The organism is Azospirillum baldaniorum (genome assembly GCF_003119195.2).
GTDB classification, from domain to species: Bacteria; Pseudomonadota; Alphaproteobacteria; order Azospirillales; family Azospirillaceae; genus Azospirillum; species Azospirillum baldaniorum.
Genome location: NZ_CP022260.1, coordinates 672,819 through 692,841 on the forward strand (window position 1 = coordinate 672,819; position 20,023 = coordinate 692,841).

Below are 20,023 nucleotides of genomic sequence, written 5' to 3' on the forward strand. Positions count from 1 at the left end.
TTTCGGTCTTTGGTTTGATTACTGCGGCGCCATGCGGATGGCGCCGTCCAACCGGATCACCTCGCCGTTCAACATTTCGTTCTCGAGGATGTGCTGCACGAGGCGGGCGTACTCGGAGGGCTGGCCGAAACGCTTCGGGAAGGGGACCGTGGCGGCGAGGCTGTCCTGCACCTCCTGCGGCATGTTCAGCAGCATCGGCGTGCCGATCAGGCCCGGAGCGATGGTCATGACGCGCACGCCGCTGCGCGCCAGATCACGGGCGGCGCAGATGGTCAGGGCGACGATGCCGCCCTTCGACGAGGCGTAGGCGGCCTGCCCGATCTGTCCCTCATAGGCGGCGACGGAGGCGGTGTTGACGATCACCCCGCGCTCCCCCGATTCCAACGGGTCGAGCGTGCCCATGTCCGCGGCGGCGAGGCGCAGCATGTTGAAGGTGCCGATCAGGTTGACCTCGATCACCTTGCGGAAGTCGTCCAGCGCCATCGGACCGTCGCGCCCGACGATCCGCTTGGCCGGGGCGACACCCGCGCAGTTTACCGCGATGCGGGCCGGGCCATGGGCCGCGCGGGCCTCGGCCACGGCCTTTTCCGCCGACTCCGCGCTCGACACGTCGCAGAGCAGGCCCAGGCCGCCGATCTCCTCGGCCACCTGTTTGACCGCCGCTTCGTTCATGTCGAGCACGGTGACCTTGGCGCCCAGCTTCGCCAAATGGCGCGCGGTTTCCGCCCCCATGCCGGAGGCGCCACCGGTGACGATGGCGGCCTGACCGTTGATCTGCATCGCGCTCTCTCCCTGATAACGTTATTGAAGTCCCCTCTCCCCTCTGGGGAGAGGGTTAGGGTGAGGGGGTTGCGCTTATGCCGGACGCTTCAAATCGCTCATCCCCCTCACCGGCCCTCCGGGCCACCCTCTCCCCAGAGGGGAGAGGGTTGAGGCGTCACATCCCGCCCGGATAGTTCGGCCCGCCGCCGCCCTCCGGGACGACCCAGTTGATGTTCTGGGTGGGGTCCTTGATGTCGCAGGTCTTGCAGTGCACGCAGTTCTGCGCGTTGATCTGCAGCCGCGGGTCGCTGCCGTCCTCCGCCCGCACGATCTCGTACACCCCGGCCGGACAATAGCGCGTCTCCGGCGCGTCGTAGAGCGCCAGATTGACCGCGATCGGCACCGACGCGTCCTTCAGCGTCAGGTGCGCCGGCTGGTCCTCCTCGTGGTTGGTGTTCGACAGGTACACCGAGGACAGACGGTCGAACGACACCACCCCGTCCGGCTTGGGATAGGCGATCTTCGGCATCTCCGACGCCTTCTTCAGCGTCTCGTGGTCGCCGTGCCGATGGTGCAGCGTCCACGGCGACTTGCCCTTGGTCGCCGTCTCGTAGGCCGCGTTGGCCAGACCCGCCCACAGCCCCTTCTGGAAGCCGGGGCGGATGTTGCGCACAGCAAACAGCTCCGACCACACCCAGGACGCCTTCAGCTTCTCCGGGTAGGCCACCGCCTCGCGCGCCGGCGCCTCGGCCGACAGCAGCTCAAACACCGCCTCGGCCGCCAGCATGCCCGACTTCATCGCGGTGTGGTTGCCCTTGATCTTGGGCACGTTGAGGAAGCCCGCCGCGTCGCCGACGATCACACCGCCGGGGAAGGTCAGCTTGGGGATCGACTGGAACCCGCCTTCGCTGAGCGCCCGCGCGCCGTAGGCGATGCGCCGCCCGCCCTCGAAGGTCGGACGGATCGCCGGGTGGGTCTTGTAGCGCTGGAACTCCTCGAAGGGCGACAGGTGCGGGTTCTCGTAGTCGAGCCCGACCACGAAGCCGACCGACACCAGGTTGCCCTCCATGTGGTAGAGCCAGGAGCCGCCGTAGGTCTTGGGGTCCATCGGCCAGCCGATGGTGTGGACGATCAGGCCGGGCTGGGATTTCTCCGGCGCAACCTCCCACAGCTCCTTGATGCCGATGCCGTAGGTCTGGGGGTCGGCGTCGCGGCGCAGGTCGAAGCGCTCGAACAGCGTCTTGGTCAGCGAGCCGCGGCAGCCCTCGGCGAAGATGGTCTGCTTGGCGTGCAGCTCCATGCCCGGGGTGTAGTTGGCGGTCTTCTCGCCGTCCTTGCCGATGCCCATGTCGCCGGTGGCCACACCCTTGACGGCGCCCGCGTCGTCGTAGAGCACCTCCGCCGCGGCGAAGCCGGGGTAGATCTCCACACCCAGCTCCTCAGCCTGCTCGGCCATCCAGCGGGCGAGGTTGCCGAGGCTGATGATGTAGTTGCCGTGATTGTGCATCTGCGGCGGGGCGAAGGGCGACTTCAGCGCCTTGGTCTCGGTGAGGAAGAGGAAGCGGTCCTCGCGGGCCGGGGTGGTGAGCGGCGCGCCCTTCTCCTTCCAGTCGGGGATCAGCTCGTCGAGCGCGTGCGGCTCGAACACCGCGCCGGAGAGCAGGTGGGCGCCGACCTCCGAGCCCTTCTCGACGACGCAGACCGACAATTCCTGTCCGGCCTCATTGGCGAGCTGTTTCAGGCGGATGGCCGCGCTCAGGCCCGACGGGCCGGCTCCGACGACAAGGACGTCGTACTCCATCACCTCGCGCGGATCGCGAGCCATCTCGTCAGCCATTTCTTCTTCTTTCCTTGTTTCGTGCGAACAACGTCGGTCAGTGCGACAACAGAACGGGAAGGGTCATCTGGCGCAGGATCTGGCGGGTGTTGCTGCCCCGCCCGAACAACGGGAACAGCGAGCCGCCATAGCCGCCGAAACCACCCATCACCAGAAGATCGGCGCCATGGTCCGAGGCGCGCGACAGCACGGCGTCCATGGGGGTCATGCTGGCGATGGTCATGCGTTCCTGCGTGGCCGTCACGCCGTGGCTCGCCAGATGCTCCAGGATATCGACCTGCGGGACGTTGCCGCCCCCCTCCGCCCGCGGCTGGGTGTGGAAGGCGAGCAGGAGCACGGAACTGGCCTGCTTCAGCAGCGGCAGCGCGTCGTTGACGGCGCGGGTGGCCTCGCGGCTGCCGTTCCAGGCGATGACCGGACGGTCGGCGAGCTGCGGGTAGGTGCCGCTGTGCGGCACGACCAGGATCGGACGCCCGGCGTTCAGCACCACCTCCTCGAGCAGGTCCGCCGGGACGCGGCTGTCCTCGGGGTCGTGCTGGCCGAAGACGGCGAGGTCGACGTAGCGCGAGCAGATCACCGTCTCGGCGATCACATGGCCGTACTCACCGTGGCTGAGCTGCCACCAGCGGGTGGTCACCCCGGCCTCGCGGGCCTTCTCCTCGAACAGCTCCCGCGCCCGCTGCGCCGCCTGGGTCAGCGCCGGGCCGGCCTTGCGCGTGACGATTCCGGCGCCGGAGCTGTCGCTCTGCGCGAACAGGCCGGTCAGCGCGGCGCCATGCTTCTGCGCCAGGGTCAGGGCGACGGTCAGCCGCTCCCCGCAGCGGTCGCTGTCGTCCACATGCACCAGCAGGTTCGTGAAGCTCATGGCGCCCTTCCCTTCCCTCTTCCCCGTGTTTTACGCACATCCCCGCGCGCGGGCGACCTTCGAGGCGGTCGGTCGGCCGATGGCATCGCTGATATAAGCGCCAGCCGCCACCAGCCGGTCGAGATCCACCCCCGTCGCGACGCCCAGCCCGTTCAGCATGTAGAGCACGTCCTCGCTCGCCACGTTGCCAGACGCCCCCTTGGCGTAGGGGCAGCCGCCCAGCCCGGCGACGGAACTGTCCACCACCGCCACGCCCATCTCCAGCGTCGCCAGGATGTTGGCGAGGGCCTGGCCGTAGGTGTCGTGGAAATGCACCGCCAAGCGCTCCATCGGCACGCGCTTCGCCACCGCCGCGATCATCGCCTGGGCCTTGGACGGCGTACCGGTGCCGATGGTGTCGCCAAGCGAGACCTCGTAGCAGCCCATGGCGAGCAGCCGGCCGGCCACCTCGGCCACCGCCGCCGGGGCGATCTCCCCCTCGTAGGGGCAGCCGAGCACGCAGGAGACATAACCGCGCACCGGCACGCCTTGGGCCTTCGCCTGCTCCAGCACCGGGACGAAGCGGTCCAGGCTCTCGGCGATGGAGCAGTTGATGTTCTTTTGGCTGAAGCTTTCCGACGCGGCGGCGAAGACCGCCACCTCGTCGGCGCGGGCGGCGAGCGCGCCCTCCAGCCCCTTGGCGTTCGGAGTGAGGGCGACGTAGCGCACCCCCTCCTTGCGCCGGATGCCGGCAAAGACGTCCGGCGTGTCGGCCATCTGCGGGACCCATTTGGGCGACACGAAGCTGCCGGCCTCGATGGCGGTCAGCCCGGCGTCGGTCAGCCGGTCGACCAGACCGATCTTCACCGCCGTCGGGACGATCTGCTTCTCGTTCTGGAGGCCGTCGCGCGGGCCGACCTCCACCATGCGGACGCTTTTCGGCAGGCGCATGCTCATCCCTCCGCCACGTCGAGGACCAGCAGGTCCACGCCTTCGGACACCTGATCGCCCGCCGCGAAGTTGACGGCGCTGACCGTGCCGGCCGCGGGGGCCTTGATGGTGTGCTCCATCTTCATCGCTTCCAGCAGCATCAGCGGTGCGCCCGCCTCCACCGTCTGGCCGGGCTCGACCAGCACGCGGACGACGGTGCCCGGCATCGGAGCGGTCAGGCGGCCGGACCCGCCCTCCTGCTCCGCGGCGCGGGCGGTCGGGTCGTCCAGATGCAGGCGCCACACCGCCCCGTCCGACAGGATGGTCAGGTCCAGACCCTGGCAGACCACCGTGGCGCGGGTGCGCACCGCGTCGATGGTGGCGGTCAGCGTCTCGCCGTCGAGCGTCACCCGCTCCGCCCGGATGGCCGGGCGGCCCTCCACCTCGATCTCGTAGCCGTCGGGGCGGAAATGCAGGGTCAGAGCGCGCGGCGTGTCGCCATCCATCAGGCGCAGGTCGTGGTGGTTGTCGTCGTTGAGGCGCCAGCCGCTGGCCGACAGCCAGGGCGACCAGGGGTCCGACGCGGCGCGGCGGGCCTTGCGCGTGTCCGCGTTGCGGCGCAGAAGCACGCTGAGCGCCGCGATGGCCAGCCCGCGATCCGGCACCGGGGCCGGCGGGGGCAGCAGGTCGGCGCGGTGCCGCTCGATGAAGCCGGTGTCGATCTCCACCGCCCGGAAGGCCGGATGCCCGGCGATGGCGCCGAGGAAGGCCACGTTGGTGGTCACCCCGACCACTTCGTAGGCGGCGAGCGCCACGCGCAGGCGGCGGAGTGCGGCGTCGCGGTCCTCGTCCCAGACGATCAGCTTGGCGATCATCGGGTCGTAGAACATGGTGACCTCGTCGCCCTCGCGGACGCCGGTGTCCACCCGGACATGCTCGTTCTCGGCGGGCGGACGCAGGCGGACCAGCTTGCCGATAGCCGGCAGGAACTCGCGCTGCGGGTCTTCCGCGTAGAGGCGCGCCTCGAAGGCGTGCCCGCGCCGGGTGAGCTGGTCCTGCATCAGCGGCAGCACGCCCCCGGCGGCGACGCGCAATTGCCACTCGACGAGGTCCTGGCCGGTGATCTTCTCGGTCACCGGATGCTCGACCTGGAGGCGGGTGTTCATCTCGATGAAGTAGAAGCCGCCGTCCTCGTAGAGGAACTCCACCGTGCCGGCGCCGACGTAGTTCACCGCCTTGGCGGCGGCCACCGCGGCCTCGCCCATGCGGCGGCGAAGGTCGTCGGGAAGCGCCGGGGCCGGGGCCTCCTCGATCACCTTCTGGTGGCGGCGCTGGATGGAGCAGTCGCGCTCGAACAGATAGACGCCGTTGCCGTGGGTGTCGCAGAAAACCTGGATCTCCACATGGCGCGGGCGGCCCAGATACTTCTCCAGAAGCACGCTGTCGTCGCCGAAGGCGGCCTTGGCCTCGCGCTTGGCGCCGGCCACCGCGTCGGCGAACTCGCCGGCGGCGCGGACCACGCGCATGCCCTTGCCGCCGCCCCCCGCCGAGGCCTTGACCAGCACGGGATAACCGATGCGCTCGGCCTCGGCGCTCAGCGTCTCCAGGTCCTGAGCCTCGCCGTGGAAGCCGGGGACCAGCGGCACGTCGGCCTGGGACATCACGCGCTTGGATTCCGCCTTGGAGCCCATGACGCGGATGGCTTCGATCGGAGGTCCGATGAAGACCACCCCAGCCTCGGCGCAGGCCGCCGCGAAGCCGGCGTTCTCCGACAGGAAGCCGTAGCCGGGATGGATGGCCTGGGCGCCGGTGCGCTTCGCGACCTCAAGGATCGCGTCGCCGCGCAGGTAGCTCTCGCCGACCGGCGCCGGACCGATGCAGACGGCCTCGTCGGCCATCTCCACATGCATGGCGCGGGCGTCGGCCTCCGAGTAGACGGCGACGGTGCGGATGCCCATGCGGCGGGCGGTGCGGATGACGCGGCAGGCGATCTCGCCGCGGTTTGCGATCAGAATCTTGTCGAACATGCCTGTCTCAACCATGGGACTCAGCTCCGCCACGCCGGTTCGCGTTTCTCCAGGAAGGCGCCGACGCCCTCCCTCCCCTCGTCGCTCGCGCGCTGGCGGGCGATGCGCTCCGCCGTGTCGCGGACCAGCGCGTCGTTCAGCGGACGGCGCGCCACGGCGCGGATCAGCTCCTTCGCCGCGGTCTGCGAGGCCGGGCCGCATTGCAGCAGGTTGCGCACCATCACCTCCACCGCGGCGTCCAGCTCCGCCGCCGGGACGGTCTGGTGCAGCAGGCCGAGCCGCAGCGCCTCGGCGGCGGAGAAGCGTTCCGCCGTCAGGAAGTAGCGGCGGCAGGCGCGTTCGCCCATCGCGGCCACCACATAGGGGCTGATGACCGCGGGGATCAGGCCCAGCCGCACCTCGGTCAGGGCGAAGCTGGCGGCTTCGGCGGCGATGGCGATGTCGCAGGCGGCGACCAGCCCCACCCCGCCGCCGAAGGCCGGCCCCTGCACCACGGCGATGGTCGGCTTCGGGCATTCGTCCAGCGTGCGCAGCATGGTGGCGAGGCCCATGGCGTCCTCGACGTTCTCGCCGTGGCTGTAGCCCGCCATTTTCTTCATCCAGCCAAGGTCGGCCCCGGCGGAGAAGCTCTTCCCCGCGCCGCGCAGCAGGATGGCGCGGACGTCCGGGTTCGACCCCAGGCTGAGGACGGCGTCGGTCAGATCGGCGATGACCCGCTCGTTGAAGGCGTTGTGCACCTCCGCCCGGTTCATCGTGACGGTCGCCACGCCGCCCATGGAGCCGTTGGCGGCGATGTCGATCAGAATGTCGCTCATGCTCGTCGTCCCCCGCTCACATCCGGAACACGCCGAAGGTGGTCTTCTCGACCGGGGCGTTCAGCGACGCCGACAGGCCGAGGCCAAGCACCATGCGGGTGTCCGCCGGGTCGATGATGCCGTCGTCCCACAGCCGGGCGGAGGCGTAGTAGGGATGGCCCTGGTCTTCGTACTGCTGGCGGATGGGAGCCTTGAAGGCCTCCTCCTCCTCCGGCGCCCAGCTCCTGCCCTGGGATTCCATGGCATCGCGCCGGACCTGGGCGAGCACGCCCGCCGCCTGCTCTCCGCCCATCACCGAAATGCGCGAGTTCGGCCACATCCACAGGAAGCGCGGGCTGTAGGCGCGCCCGCACATGCCGTAGTTGCCGGCCCCGTAGCTGCCGCCGATGATGACGGTGAATTTCGGCACCTTGGCGCAGGCGACGGCGGTGACCAGCTTCGCGCCGTCCTTGGCGATGCCGCCCGCCTCGTACTTCCGCCCGACCATGAAGCCGGTGATGTTCTGCAGGAAGACCAGCGGAATGCCGCGCTGGCAGCACAGCTCCACGAAATGCGCGCCCTTCAGCGCGGATTCGCTGAACAGGATGCCGTTGTTGGCGATGATGCCGACCGGATAGCCGAAGATGTGGGCGAAGCCGCAGACCAGCGTCGTGCCGTAGAGCGGCTTGAACTCGTCCAGCACCGAGCCGTCGACCACGCGGGCGATGACCTCGCGCACGTCGAAGGGCTTGCGCGGGTCGCTGGGGATCACGCCGTAGAGTTCACGCGGGTCGTAGGCCGGCTCCTGCGGCTCGCGCAGGTCCATGTCGATGCGCTTGCTGCGGTTCAGGTTCGACACGACCTTGCGCGCCATGGCGAGCGCGTGGGCGTCGTTCATCGCGTAATGGTCGGTCACGCCGGAGGTGCGGGAGTGAACGTCGGCACCTCCCAAATCCTCCGCCGACACCACCTCGCCGGTCGCCGCCTTCACCAGCGGCGGGCCGCCGAGGAAGATGGTGCCCTGGTTGCGCACGATGATCGCCTCGTCCGACATCGCCGGGACATAGGCGCCGCCGGCCGTGCAGCTTCCCATCACCACGGCGATCTGCGGGATGCCCTGGGCCGACATGTTGGCCTGGTTGAAGAAGATGCGGCCGAAATGGTCGCGGTCGGGGAACACCTCGTCCTGGTTCGGCAGGTTGGCGCCGCCCGAATCGACGAGATAGATGCAGGGCAGGTTGTTCTGCTGCGCCACTTCCTGGGCGCGCAAGTGCTTCTTGACGGTCAGGGGGAAGTAGGTGCCGCCCTTCACCGTGGCGTCGTTGACGACCACCATGCATTCCTGCCCGGCCACGCTGCCGATGCCGGTGATGATGCCCGCCGCCGGGATGTCGTCGTCATAGACCTTGTAGGCGGCCATCTGCGACAGCTCCAGGAAGGGCGAACCCACGTCGAGGAGCTGGCGGATGCGCTCGCGCGGCAGCAGCTTGCCGCGGGACAGGTGCTTGTCGCGGGCCTTCGCACCGCCGCCCTGCTTGATCGCGCCCACCTTTTCGCGCAGGTCGGCGACCAGGGTGGACATGGCGTCGGCGTTCGTCTGGAACTCGGCGGAGCGCGGGTTCAGGGCGCTCTTCAGGACGGTCATGGCCGTCGTCCTCCCGTCTCTTCTTGTTCTACTGCATCAGGGCACGGCTGATGACCAGCCGCTGGATGTCGCTCGTGCCCTCGTAAATCTGGCAGACGCGCACGTCTCTATAAATGCGCTCCACCGGGAAATCGTTCAGGTAGCCGTAGCCGCCATGGATCTGGATGGCGTCGGAGCAGACGCGCTCGGCGATCTCCGAGGCGAACAGCTTCGCCATGGCGGCCTCCTTCAGGCAGGGCTCGCCGGCGTCGCGGAGGCTCGCGGCGTGCAGGACGAGCTGGCGCGCGGCCTCCACCTTCGTCGCCATGTCGGCCAGCCGGAAGGCCACCGCCTGATGCTGGATGATCGGCAGGCCCATGCTCTGCCGCTCCTGGGCGTAGCGGGTGGCATGGTCCAGCGCCGCGCGGGCCATGCCCACCGACTGAGAGGCGATGCCGATGCGTCCGCCCTCCAGGTTGGCAAGCGCCACCCGGTAGCCGCCGCCCTCAGCGCCCAGCATCAGGTCGGCCGGGATACGGCAGTCCTCCAGCACGATCTGGCAGGTGTCGGAACAGCTCTGGCCGAGCTTCTCCTCGACCCGCGCGACCTGGAAGCCGGGGGTGTCGGTCGGCACGACGAAGGCGGTGATGCCCTTCTTGCCGGCCTCGGGGTCGCTGACCGCGAAGACGATGGCGACGTCGGCGTTTTTCCCTGAGGTGATGAATTGCTTGGTGCCGTTCAGGACCCAGTGGTTGCCGTCGCGGCGGGCGCGGGTCTTGATGGCGGCGGCGTCGGACCCCGCCTGCGGCTCGGTCAGGCAGAAGCAGCCGAGCTGCTCGCCGCGGGCCATCGGCTTCAGAAAGCGCTCCTTCTGCTCGGCGCTGCCGAACTTCAGGATCGGCATGCAGCCGACGGAGTTGTGCACGCTCATGATGGTGGAAATGGCGCCGTCGCCCGCCGCGATCTCCTCGATGGCGAGCGCGTAGGCGATGTGGTCGGTGCCGGCGCCGTCAAACTCCTCCGGCACCAGCATGCCCATCAGGCCGAGCCGGCCCATCTCGGCCAGCTCCTCCTTGGGGAAGGCGCCGGTGCGGTCGCGCTCGGCGGCGGTGGGCGCCAGCCGCTCCGCCGCGAAGTCCCGCGCCATGTCGCGCACCATCCGCTGCTCTTCCGTCAGCCGCATTGCTTTCCCTCCCGAATGCGTACTGCCCCCACCCCGGCCCTCCCCCGCTGGGCAGGGGAGGGAGTTAGTCCCCTCCCCTGCGTTAGCGGGGGAGGGTTAGGGTGGGGGCAACACTCCGCCCTTACACCAACTCCACCGCCACCGCCGTGGCCTCGCCGCCGCCGATGCACAGCGAGGCGACGCCGCGCTTCAGCCCGTTCTTCTCCAGCGCCGCCAGCAGCGTCACCAGAATGCGGGCACCCGACGCGCCGATGGGATGGCCGAGCGCGCAGGCGCCGCCATGCACGTTGATCCGGTCATGCGGGATGTCGAGTTCGCGCATCGCCGCCATGGCGACCACGGCGAAGGCCTCGTTCAGCTCGTAGAGGTCCACGTCCTTGGCCGCCCAGCCGGCGCGCTCCAGCACCTTGTTGATCGCACCGACCGGGGCGGTGGTGAACCAGGCCGGGGCCTGGGCGTGGTTGGCGTGGGCCTTGATCTCCGCCAGGATCGGCAGGCCCAGCTTCTCCGCGTTCGACCGCGTGGTCAGCACCAGCGCCGCCGCGCCATCCGAAATGGAGGAGGCGTTGGCCGCCGTCACCGTGCCGTCCTTGGCGAAGGCCGGCTTCAGCGTCGGGATCTTGGCCGGGTCGGCCTTCAGCGGCTGCTCGTCCTTCTCCACCACCGTGTCGCCCTTGCGGCCCTTCACCATGACCGCGGTGATCTCCTTGACGAAGCTGCCGTCCTCGGTGGCGCGGCGGGCGCGGTTCAGGCTCTCGATGGCGTAGTTGTCCTGCGCCTCGCGGGTGAACTGGTAGTGGGTGGCGCATTCCTCCGCGAAGGTGCCCATCAGGCGCCCGCGGTCGTAGGCGTCCTCCAGCCCGTCGAGGAACATGTGGTCGAGCACGCGGCCGTGGCCCATGCGGTAGCCGCCCCGCGCGCGGTCGAGCAGGTAGGGGGCGTTGGACATGCTTTCCATGCCGCCGGCCACCATGATCTCCGCCGAGCCGGCCTTGATGAGGTCGGTGGCGAGCATCACCGCCTTCATGCCCGACCCGCAGACCTTGGAAATGGTCGTGCAGCCCGCGGCCTCCGGAATGCCGGCGCCGAGCGACGCCTGACGGGCCGGCGCCTGCCCAAGGCCGGCGGGCAGGACGTTGCCCATGAACACCTCGTCCACCGCCTCCGGCTTGACCCCGGCGCGCTCCAGCGCCGCCTTGATGGCGGCGGAGCCGAGCTGCGGCGCGGTCAGGCCCTGCAAGTCGCCCTGAAAGCCGCCCATCGGGGTGCGGGCGGCGCCCGCGATCACAACGGTATCGGTCATGCTCTTTCCCTTCCCTCCGGCCTTGCGCCGTTTTCCTTAGGCCGTTTCCTTGAACAGCTCGCGCCCGATCAGCATGCGGCGGATCTCGCTGGTGCCGGCGCCGATCTCGTAGAGCTTGGCGTCGCGCAGCAGGCGGCCCGTCGGGTACTCGTTGATGTAGCCATTGCCGCCCAGAGTCTGAATGGCCTCCAGCGCCATCCAGGTCGCCTTTTCGGCGGCGAAGAGGATCGCCCCGGCGGCGTCCTTGCGGGCCGTCTCGCCGCGGTCGCAGGCCTTGGCGACGGCGTACACGTAGGCCTTGGCGGCGTTCATGATCGTGTACATGTCGGCCAGCTTGCCCTGCATGAGCTGGAATTCGCCGATCGGCTGGCCGAACTGCTTGCGGTCGTGCAGGTAGGGAACCACCACGTCCATGCAGGCCTGCATGATGCCGAGCGGCCCGCCGGCCAGCACCGCGCGCTCGTAGTCGAGGCCGGACATCAGCACGTTCACGCCGCGGCCGACGCCACCCAGGATGTTCTCCTCCGGCACCTCGCAGTCCTCGAACACCAGTTCGCCGGTGTTGGAGCCGCGCATGCCCAGCTTGTCGAGCTTCTGCGCGACGGAGAAGCCCTTGAAGGATTTCTCGATGAGGAAGGCGGTGATGCCGCGCGGGCCGGCGTTGACGTCGGTCTTGGCGTAGACCACCAGCGTGTCGGCGTCCGGCCCGTTGGTGATCCACATCTTCGTGCCGTTCAGCACGTAGCGGTCGCCCTGCTTCTCGGCGCGCAGCTTCATCGACACGACGTCGGACCCGGCGTTCGGCTCCGACATGGCGAGCGCGCCGATGTGTTCGCCGGAGATCAGCTTCGGGAGGTAGCGGGTCTTCTGCTCCGCCGTGCCGTTCTTGCGGATCTGGTTGACGCAGAGGTTGGAATGCGCGCCGTAGCTGAGGCCGACCGAGGCCGAGGCGCGGGAGATCTCCTCCATCGCCACGACATGCTCCAGGTAGCCCATGCCGGCGCCGCCGTACTCCTCCTCCGCTGTGATGCCGAGCACGCCGAGATCGCCGAACTTCCGCCACAGCTCGTTCGGGAACTCGTTGGTGCGGTCGATCTCGGCGGCACGGGGCGCGATCTCGTCGGCGGCAAAGCTGCGCACCGTGTCGCGCAGCATGTCCGCGGATTCGCCGAGGTCGAAGTTCAGGGTCGGATACTGGTTCGACAGCATAGTGTTGGCGCTCCCCCCGGAGGTCTGTTCTTCGTTTCCGCCATACGGCGACGTATGGGGCCGTACGGTAGCGTATGGAAATGGGCGTGGCAAGGCCTCTTAACCCTCTCCCCTCCGGGGAGAGGGTGGCCCGAAGGGCCGGTGAGGGGAATGTGCGTGGCGGTGCGTCCGGCAAAAGCGCAACCCCCTCACCCTAACCCTCTCCCCAGAGGGGAGAGGGGACAGAAAATCCGCTCACTTCATGTTGATGATGATCGTCTTCTTGTGGGTGAAGTGCTCCAGCATCGCTTCCAACGAGGCTTCCTTGCCGAGACCGGACGACTTCACGCCGCCGTAGGACAGGTTCGGCTGCACCACCAGATTCTGGTTCACCTGAACGAATCCCGCCTCCAGCCGGTGCACCGCGTCCATCGCCACCTTCAGGTCACGCGTCCAGATCGTCGCGGCGAGGCCGTATTCGGTGTCGTTGGCCTGGGCGATGACCTCTTCGTAGTCGGTCCAGCGGATGACGCAGCAGACCGGGCCGAAGATTTCCTCCTGCGCGATGCGGTCGCTGTTCTTCACGCCGGTGAAGATGTGCGGCTGCACGTACAGGCCCTTGGTCAGCTTTGGATCGGACGGCATGGCGGAGCAGACATGCGGGGTCGCCCCGCCCTCCTTGCCGATCGCGATGTAGCTCTGCACCCGGTCCAGCTGCTGCGGCGAGACGATGGTGCCGATGTCGGTCGACTCGTCCAGCGGGTCGCCCATCTTCATCGCGTTCACCTTCTCCTTCAGCTTTTCCACGAAGGCGTCGTGGATGCTGTCATGGACGAAGATGCGCGACGACGCCGTGCAGCTCTGGCCCTGGCGGGTGAAGCGCATGCCCGCGATGGCGCCCGCGATGGCCTGGTCGAGGTCGGCGTCGCCGCAGACGATCATCGGGCTCTTGCCGCCCAGTTCCAGAGTCACCGGGATCAGCTTCTCGGCGGCGGTCTTGTAGACGATCTTGCCGGTCTCGACGGAGCCGGTGAAGGTCACCTTCTTGACGTCCTTGTGCGCCACCAGCGGGGCGCCGCATTCCGGGCCGTAGCCCGACAGGATGTTCACAACCCCGGCCGGAATCACCGTGTTGATGAGTTGCACGACGCGCAGCACGGCGAGCGGCGCCTCCTCCGCCGACTTCACCACCACGGCGTTGCCCGCCACCATCGCCGGGGCGATCTTCAGCGCCATCAGCAGCAGCGGCACGTTCCACGGGATGATCGCGCCGACCACACCCACCGGCTCGCGCACCGTCATGGTCAGCATGGACGGGTTGAAGGGGATGGTTTCGCCCTTCAGCTCCGGCGCCAGACCGCCGAAGAAGACGAAGGCGTCGGACAGAACGCCCGCCTCGACGCGCGACTCGGTGCGCAGCGCCTTGCCGGTCTCCAGCGCGATCAGCTTGGCGATTTCCTCCTTATGGGCGTCGAGCACGCGCCCGCATTCGGCGACGAGCTTGCCGCGCTCCCGCACCGGGCGCTTGGCCCATTCCTTCTGGGCGGCCACCGCGGCGGCCACCGCGGCGTCGACGTCCGCCGCCTCGCCGAAGGCGGCCTCGGCCACGGTCTCGCCGGTCGCCGGGTTCACGACGGGGAAGCCCTTGCCGGAGGAGGCCGGGCGGAACTCGCCGCCGAAGAAATGCTTGCTCGACAGCTCCCTGGCGAGCGCGAAGGGGTCGAGCTGGAGGTCGGTGCTGACGCTCATGGCAAAAAGGTCCTCGTGTGTATCGGGTCGGTTATCGTTGTTTTCGGGTATCAACGGGTCTCAGGCGCGGGCGTCCTCGATGACCTTGCCATCGTTGGGCAGGCTGCCGGGGGCCGCGAACTCCACGACACCCTTCAATTTGGTGACGGCGGCCAGAGTTTCACGCACCGACGCCGCCAAAGCCTCGCCGGACTCGGGCGACTCGCAGCGCAGGGTCATGGTGTCGTTGGCGTCCTCCCGCCCGACGACGAGGCGGGCCTTGCCGATCTGCGGGTGGCGGCGCAGCACCTCGGCGATCTGCTGCGGGTGGACGAACATGCCCTTGACCTTGGTGGTCTGGTCGGCGCGGCCCATCCAGCCCTTCAGCCGCATGTTGGTGCGCCCGCAGGGGCTTTCGCCGGGCAGCACGGCCGACAGGTCGCCGGTGGCGAAGCGGAGCAGCGGGTAGGCCTGGTTGAAGGTGGTGACGACGACCTCCCCCACCTCGCCCTCCGGAACGGGGTCGCCGGTGCCGGGGCGGACGATCTCCACGATCACCCCCTCCTCCACCACCAGCCCGGCGCGGGCCGTTGTCTCGTAGGCAACGAGGCCGAGATCGGCGGTGCCGTAGCTCTGGTAGGCGGCGATGCCGCGCCCCTCGTAATAGGCGCGCGCGTCCGGCAGGAAGGGGCCGCCGGTCAGATGGCCGATCGCGATGGAGGACAGGTCCAGCCCCAGCTCGTCGCCCTTCTCCAGGATGATCTTCAGGAAGTCGGGCGTGCCGATGTAGGCCCGCGGCTTCAGATGGGCGGCGACCTGGGCCTGCATCTCGGTGTTGCCGACGCCGGCGGGGATGACCGCGCAGCCCAGCGCGTGCGCCCCCGTCTCGAACATCGAGCCGGCGGGGGTCAGGTGGTAGGCAAAGCAGTTCTGCACGAGGTCGCCGCCGCGGATGCCAGAGGCGTAGAGCGCCCGCGCGGTGCGCCAGGGGTCCGTGCCGTGCGCCTCCGGATCGTGGATCGGGCCGGGCGAGGCGAAGACGCGGGCCAGCCGCCCGATGGCGACGGTGGTCATCCCGCCGAAGGGCGGCGCCTCCTTCTGCAGCGCGATCAGGTCCGACTTGCGCGTCACCGGCAGCGCTGCGAGCGTCGCGCGGTCACCGATGGCGGCGGGGTCCACATCGGCCAGCAGGCGGGTGAAATAGGGCGCGTTCGCCTTGGCGTGGGCGATCTGCGCCGGCAGCGCCGCGAACAGCTCCGCCTCGCGCCGGTCGGGGGAGCGGGTTTCGAGTTGATCGTAAGTGTCGGACACCGATGCCTCCCGGCTGTTTTTCTTGGGGTGTCGTGTGGGGCCCCCACCCAAACCCTCCCCCGCTTCGCAGGGGAGGGCTTAACTCCTCCCCCTGCAAAGCGGGGGGAGGTTGGGAGGGGGGCCCGTGACGACCACTCCTCTCACATCAAATCCAGCGCTTCCGGCGCTTGAAGCTCTTGAGATTCTTGAAGCTCTTGCGCTCTTCGTTGCCGCCGCCGAGGTAGAATTCCTTCACGTCCTCGTTGTTGCGCAGCTCTTCGGCGGTGCCGTCCAGAACGACCTTGCCGTTCTCCATGATGTAGCCGCGCGTCGCGGCCTGGAGCGCCATGCGGGCGTTCTGCTCGACCAGCAGGATGGTGACACCCAGGTCCTTGTTGATCTGCCGGATGATGCTGAAGACCTCCTTCACCATCAGCGGCGATAGGCCCATGGACGGCTCGTCCATCAGGATCAGCTTCGGCCGCGCCATCATCGCGCGCCCGATGGCCAGCATCTGCTGCTCGCCGCCCGAGAGGTAGCCGGCAAGGCCGGTGCGCTCCTTCAGGCGGGGGAAATAGTGATAGACCATCTCGATGTCGTCCTTCACGCCGCCGTCGCGGCGGGTGAAGGCGCCGAGGCGCAGATTCTCCTGGCAGGTCATGTCGCCGATGATGCGGCGGCCCTCCATCACCTGGAAGATGCCGCGCCGGACGATCTTATCGGGGTCGATGCCGTTGATGCGCTCGCCCGCGAAGGAGATGTCGCCGCGCGTGACCTCGCCGTCCTCGGTCTTCAGCAGCCCGGAGATGGCCTTCAGCGTCGTCGATTTGCCCGCGCCGTTGGCGCCCAGCAGGGCGACGATCTCCCCCTCCGGCACCTCCAGGCTGAGGCCGCGGAGCACCAGGATGACGTCGTTGTAGACGACCTCGATGTTGTTGACGGACAGCAGCGGCGCCTTGGCCGTGCCGGGAACCGGCGCCGGAGCGCTGGCGGGATTGACCGCGGCGGTCGCGGTGGCGGCGTTCATGATGCGGCACCTGATGCAGTGAGACGGGACGGAAGCCCCCGCCGCTTGTTCACGGCGGCGGGGGCGGTCCGGCTTACCAGCCCAGCCACTCAGGCTTGCGCGGGACGTCGACGGTGGCGATCTTCTCCAGCTTGATCGTGCCGGCCTTCACCAACTCGTCCACCGAGCCGCCGGTGTCGCCGGTCACGTTGGCGCGGTACAGGTTGACCTTGTCCATGCCGCGGTGATCGGTCTCGGTCCAGGTCGACGGCACGCAGACGCCCTCCAGCCCCGCCGGCACCCAATCCTTCTTCTGGTACATGCCCTTGCGGATGTTCGGACCGGTCACGCCGCCGTTCTGCTTCGCCCAGTCCATCGCTTCCTTCATGTAGAAGGCGGAGCAGATACCCGACACATAGTGCACCGGACGGTAGGCGGTGCCGGCGGCGTCGGAGACCTTGGAGATCTCCTTGACGATCTTCATGCCCGGCGCGTCGCCGCCCCAGATCGCCGCGGTGCGCACCGGGAAGATCACGCCGTTGGCGGCCGAGCCGGCGGCCTTGGCGGCGTTCTCGTCCATGCCCCAGACGTTGCCCATGAACTGAACCTGGGCGCCGACCGTCTGGCAGGCCTTCAGCACGGAGATGTTGGAGCCCGCCGTGTTGCCGAGATAGGCGTAGTTGGCGCCGGCCTGCTTCAGGGTCAGGCACTGGGCGGTGTAGTCGCCCGGCGTCAGCGCGAACTGGACCGCCGGCAGAACGTCGAAGCCCAGCTCCTTGGCGAGCTGCTCACCCGCTTCCTTCGGGGCGTTCGGGTAGGGGTGGTTGGCGCCCATGTGGACGTACTTGGGCTTGCCCGAGCCGCCCTTCGTCTTCCAGTCCTCGGCCGCCCACATCAGCATGGCGCGCAGGCCGTCGGAGTAGGACGGACCGTAGAAGAAGTTGTAGGGGGCCGGCTTGGAGCCGTGCGGGCCGTTGCCGGTCGGGTCGGTCAGGTGGCCCGAGTAGGAACCGGAATAATAGGGGATCTCGTCCTTGCCGACGAAGCCGGTCAGCGCCTCGGTGTCGGCGGTGCCCCAGCCCTGGATCGCCGCGACCTTGCCGCTGCCCGACGACCACTTCTTGTACTGGCTGATGGCGCGCGGCGCCTGATAGCCGTAGTCCACCGTCTCGACGTCCATCGTCGTGCCCGCGACGCCGCCGTTCTTGTTGATGTAGGCGAGCGCGTCGGCGACGCCCTGGCCGAAGGGCACGCCCACGTCCGACGTGGCGCCGGACTGGTCGGCGAGGTGGCCGACCGGGATCTTCTGGGCGTTGGCGGCCCCGGTGCCGAGCAGGACGACGGCGGCGGACGCCAGCAGGACGGTCTTCATGGTCATGGTGCGTTTTCTCCCAGTCGTTATGTTTTTCAGAAGCCTTGGTGCGAGAAAGGCTCTAGTGCGAGAACGGGTAGAGCTTCCAGTAGGCTTTGATCTGCTTCCAGCGGTGGGCCAGCCCGTCCGGTTCGAAGACCAGGAACAGGATGATGACCAGACCGATGGCCATTTCACGCAGGAAGGCGATGGCCTCCCTCAGGTTCAGCGCGGCGTCGATGGCGGTGCCGGAGAGCGCCGTGGTGATGGCCTGCATCACCTCCGGCAGCAGCACCATGAAGGCGGTGCCCATCAGCGACCCCATGATCGAGCCCAGGCCCCCGATGATGATCATGCCGAGGAACTGGATCGAGAAGAGGATCGTGAAGCCCTCCACCGACACGAACTGCAGGTAGTGGGCGTAGAGCGCGCCGCCGATGCCGGCGTAGAAGGACGAGATGCCGAAGGACATCGTGCGGTACTTGGTCAGGTTGATGCCCATGATCTCCGCGGAGAGATAATGGTCACGCACCGCCACCAGCGCCCGCCCGTCGCGCGACCGCATCAGGTTGGTCGCCAGGATGTACATGACGACCACATAGACCAGCACGACGTAGAAGAAGCTCTCGTCGGTGTCGAAGGCGTAGCCGAACAGGCTGAACGGCTCCGCGATGGTGCCGGCGGTGCCGCCGGTGAACCAGTCGGCGCGCGAGAAGAAGTCCTGGAGGATGTACTGCGCCGCCAGCGTGGCGATGGCGAGGTACAGGCCCTTCAGCCGCGCCGCCGGGATGCCGAACAGCATGCCGACCGCGGTGGTCATCACGCCGGCCAGCGGGATGGCGAGCGCCACCGGGATGCCGAAGCTGTTCGACAGCCACGCCGAGGAGAAGGCCCCGAAGCCGAAGAAGGCGGCGTGCCCGATGGAGATCTGGCCGGTGAAGCCGACCAGGATGTTCAGCCCCAGCGCCGCGATGCCGAGATAGCCGATCTGGATGCACAGGTTCAGCCAGTAGCGGTCCATGAAGGCCGGGCAGAGCAGAAGCAGCGCCACGCCCAGGATCGCGAAATTGCGGCTGGTCTTGGTCGGGAAGATGGTCGTGTCGGCGGCGTACCGGGTTTTGAAGTCGCCGCAGGGGATGAGACTGATGTTCGCCATGGTTGCGGCCGCTCCTTACACGCGCTCGATGTCCTTGGTGCCGAAGAGGCCGTAGGGCTTGATCATCAGGATGACGATCAGGACGTAGAAGGGGGCGATCTCGTACATGTTGCCCCAGTTCAGCCACTGGCTGTCCAGGTAGTGCGCGAGATTCTCCAGCACGCCGACGATCAGCCCGCCCAGCACCGCCCCGGCCACGCTGTCCAGCCCGCCGAGGATGACCGCCGGGAAGACCTTGATGCCGAAGAAGGAGAGCGCGGAGGACACGCCGTTGACGACGCCGACCGTGACGCCGGCCACCGCCGACACCATGGCGGAGATGGCCCAGCTCATCGCGAACATGTGGCGGACGGAGATGCCCAGCGACTGCGCCACCTGCTGGTCGAAGGCGGTCGCCCGCATCGCCAGACCCATCCGCGAGTATTTGAAGAACCAGCCGAAGCCCGCCATGATCAGGATCGAGATGACGAGGCTCATCACATAGACGGTCTGCACGTCGAGCCCGAGGATGTTCACGGTCGGGCTGGCGAAGATGGTCGGGAACGGCTTGGCGAAGACGCCGAACATCCACTTCATCATGGCCTGGAAGAAGATCGACAGGCCGATGGTGACCATGATGACGGAGATGATCGGCTCCCCGATCATCGGCCGCAGCACGACGACCTGAAGCACGATGCCGAAGACCAGCATGAAGGCCAGCGTGATCGGAAACCCGATCCAGAAGGGCAATTGCCAGGAGGTCAGCAGCCACCAGCAGGTCCAGGCGCCGATCAGCAGGAACTCACCCTGGGCGAAGTTCACGATGCGGCTGGCCTTGTAGATCAGCACGAAGGACATCGCCACGACGCCGTACAGCGCGCCGACGATCAGTCCGTTGACGAGAAGCTGGAAGAGCAAGGTCATGGCGTGGCCTCGTCTTTGTTCCCTCTCCCCTCTGGGGAGAGGGGTAGGGTGAGGGGGTTCAGGAGGGACCGGAAAGTTCGGCAAATGCCGAACCCCC

General features: G+C 68.3%; 16 protein-coding genes. All 16 read right to left on the reverse strand.

Going from position 1 to position 20,023, the window contains the following annotated elements; all coding sequences use genetic code 11:
• Window positions 1-18: 18 nt before the first annotated feature.
• The 16 genes from Sp245p_RS29585 to Sp245p_RS29660 all read right to left on the reverse strand — a co-directional run bounded on the left by Sp245p_RS29585 (window position 19) and on the right by Sp245p_RS29660 (window position 19,926).
• Window positions 19-780: an SDR family NAD(P)-dependent oxidoreductase gene (locus Sp245p_RS29585; protein WP_014242576.1), complete on the reverse strand. Its 762-nt coding sequence runs from the start codon at window positions 778-780 to the stop codon at window positions 19-21.
• Between the two features lie 157 nt (window positions 781-937).
• Window positions 938-2,587 carry an electron transfer flavoprotein-ubiquinone oxidoreductase gene (locus Sp245p_RS29590; RefSeq protein ID WP_041813272.1) on the reverse strand — a complete coding sequence of 550 codons (1,650 nt, stop codon included), beginning with the start codon at window positions 2,585-2,587 and terminating at the stop codon, window positions 938-940.
• 49 nt (window positions 2,588-2,636) lie between these two features.
• Window positions 2,637-3,464 (reverse strand): universal stress protein, encoded by an 828-nt coding sequence (locus Sp245p_RS29595; protein ID WP_109139159.1) that lies wholly within the window; start codon window positions 3,462-3,464, stop codon window positions 2,637-2,639.
• Between the two features lie 30 nt (window positions 3,465-3,494).
• On the reverse strand, window positions 3,495-4,394 hold the full coding sequence (locus Sp245p_RS29600) for a hydroxymethylglutaryl-CoA lyase (protein ID WP_041813098.1): 900 nt from the start codon (window positions 4,392-4,394) through the stop codon (window positions 3,495-3,497).
• Between the two features lie 2 nt (window positions 4,395-4,396).
• Window positions 4,397-6,400: an acetyl-CoA carboxylase biotin carboxylase subunit gene (locus Sp245p_RS29605; protein WP_014241699.1), complete on the reverse strand. Its 2,004-nt coding sequence runs from the start codon at window positions 6,398-6,400 to the stop codon at window positions 4,397-4,399.
• 20 nt (window positions 6,401-6,420) lie between these two features.
• Entirely contained in the window at window positions 6,421-7,215 is a 795-nt protein-coding gene (locus tag Sp245p_RS29610) for an enoyl-CoA hydratase/isomerase family protein (protein ID WP_014241700.1), read from the reverse strand.
• Between the two features lie 16 nt (window positions 7,216-7,231).
• Window positions 7,232-8,839 (reverse strand): carboxyl transferase domain-containing protein, encoded by a 1,608-nt coding sequence (locus Sp245p_RS29615; protein WP_014241701.1) that lies wholly within the window; start codon window positions 8,837-8,839, stop codon window positions 7,232-7,234.
• A gap of 28 nt (window positions 8,840-8,867) precedes the next feature.
• Entirely contained in the window at window positions 8,868-10,001 is a 1,134-nt protein-coding gene (locus Sp245p_RS29620) for an acyl-CoA dehydrogenase (RefSeq protein ID WP_014241702.1), read from the reverse strand.
• Window positions 10,002-10,122: 121 nt separating this feature from the next.
• Complete coding sequence (locus Sp245p_RS29625) at window positions 10,123-11,304, reverse strand: acetyl-CoA C-acyltransferase (protein WP_109139160.1); 1,182 nt, start codon at window positions 11,302-11,304, stop codon at window positions 10,123-10,125.
• 36 nt (window positions 11,305-11,340) lie between these two features.
• A complete protein-coding gene (locus tag Sp245p_RS29630; RefSeq protein WP_014241705.1) occupies window positions 11,341-12,513 on the reverse strand; it encodes an isovaleryl-CoA dehydrogenase in 1,173 nt (390 codons plus the stop codon).
• Window positions 12,514-12,747: 234 nt separating this feature from the next.
• Window positions 12,748-14,241 carry an aldehyde dehydrogenase family protein gene (locus tag Sp245p_RS29635; RefSeq protein WP_014241706.1) on the reverse strand — a complete coding sequence of 498 codons (1,494 nt, stop codon included), beginning with the start codon at window positions 14,239-14,241 and terminating at the stop codon, window positions 12,748-12,750.
• A gap of 60 nt (window positions 14,242-14,301) precedes the next feature.
• Window positions 14,302-15,531, reverse strand: coding sequence for a phenylacetate--CoA ligase family protein (locus Sp245p_RS29640; protein WP_109139161.1), 1,230 nt, complete (start codon window positions 15,529-15,531; stop codon window positions 14,302-14,304).
• Window positions 15,532-15,676: 145 nt separating this feature from the next.
• Entirely contained in the window at window positions 15,677-16,537 is an 861-nt protein-coding gene (locus Sp245p_RS29645) for an ABC transporter ATP-binding protein (protein WP_014241708.1), read from the reverse strand.
• 73 nt (window positions 16,538-16,610) lie between these two features.
• Complete coding sequence (locus Sp245p_RS29650) at window positions 16,611-17,894, reverse strand: ABC transporter substrate-binding protein (protein WP_014241709.1); 1,284 nt, start codon at window positions 17,892-17,894, stop codon at window positions 16,611-16,613.
• A 55-nt stretch (window positions 17,895-17,949) separates the two neighbouring features.
• Entirely contained in the window at window positions 17,950-19,023 is a 1,074-nt protein-coding gene (locus Sp245p_RS29655) for a branched-chain amino acid ABC transporter permease (protein WP_014241710.1), read from the reverse strand.
• A gap of 15 nt (window positions 19,024-19,038) precedes the next feature.
• A complete protein-coding gene (locus Sp245p_RS29660; RefSeq protein ID WP_014241711.1) occupies window positions 19,039-19,926 on the reverse strand; it encodes a branched-chain amino acid ABC transporter permease in 888 nt (295 codons plus the stop codon).
• Window positions 19,927-20,023: the final 97 nt, after the last annotated feature.